Below are 1,062 nucleotides of genomic sequence, written 5' to 3'. Positions count from 1 at the left end.
TCCAGCCAGTAGTGCTTGTGTTGGAAGGGGTAGGTGGGGAGGGGGATGCGGCGGCGTTGTTGTTGGGCGTAGTAGGCGGTCCAGTTGGGGGTGGTGCCGGTGAGCCAGAGGGTGGCGAGGGTGCGTTGGATGGTTTCGCTGGGGGTGCGGCGGTCGCGTTTGTGGGGGAGTGTGGCGAGGGTGGTGGCTTGGGTGCCGGTGTGGGTGAGGATGCGGCGGGTGAGGTTGGTGAGGGTTTGGCCGGGGCCGATTTCGAGGAGGGTGGTGCCGGGTTGGGTGGTGGCGGTGTGGATGCTGGTGGTGTATTCGACGGTGGAGCGGATGTGGTTGCCCCAGTAGTGGGGGTCGGTGGCTTGGTGGTTGGTGATCCAGGTGCCGGTGAGGTTGGAGATGAAGGGGGTGTGGGGGGTGTTTCGGTTGACGGTGGCGATGGCGGTGGTGAATTCCGCGATCATCGGTTCCATCAGGTGGGAGTGGAAGGCGTGGGAGGTGGTGATGGGTTGGGTGGCCCAGCCGTGTTCTTCGGCGAGGGTGGTGTAGGTGTGGATTGCGTGGTGGGGGCCGGAGATGACGCAGTCGCGGGGGCCGTTGTGGGCGGCGAGGGTGAGGTCGTGGGGGAGGGTGGCTTCGATGGTGGTGCGGTCGGTCATGATGTTGAGCATGGTGCCGGGGGTTTGGGCTTGCATGAGGCGGCCGCGCAGGGTGACGAGGTGGAGTGCGTCGGGGAGGGTGAAGACGCCGGCGAGGCAGGCGGCGGTCCATTCGCCGAGGCTGTGGCCGATCATGGCGGTGGGGGTGATGCCCCAGGATTTCCAGAGTTGGGTGAGGGCGTATTCGATGGTGAAGAGGGCGGGTTGGGCCCATTGGGTCTGGTCGAGTCGGTGGTCCTGGGTGAAGATGATGTCGCGGATGTCTGCGTCGAGGTGTGGTTGGAGGAGTTCGGCGCATTGGTCGACGTGGTTGCGGAAGGTGGGTTCGTGTTGGTAGAGGTCGTGGGCCATGCCGGTGTGTTGGGAGCCTTGGCCGCTGAAGAGGAAGATCAGTGGTGGGGTGTTGCCGGTG

At 65.3% G+C, this 1,062-nt stretch carries 1 protein-coding gene; it reads right to left on the bottom strand.

Annotated features, from left to right (window positions below; translation table 11 throughout):
- Positions 1-1,001 (bottom strand): acyltransferase domain-containing protein (locus ACFZB9_RS36950; RefSeq protein ID WP_391454557.1); only part of this gene is annotated, 1,001 nt, incomplete at its 3' end.
- Positions 1,002-1,062 lie beyond the last annotated feature (61 nt).

The sequence above is a fragment of the Kitasatospora sp. NPDC008050 genome, from assembly GCF_042957465.1.
GTDB lineage: Bacteria > Actinomycetota > Actinomycetes > Streptomycetales > Streptomycetaceae > Kitasatospora.
This window is presented reverse-complemented; position numbering and strand designations above follow the sequence as displayed.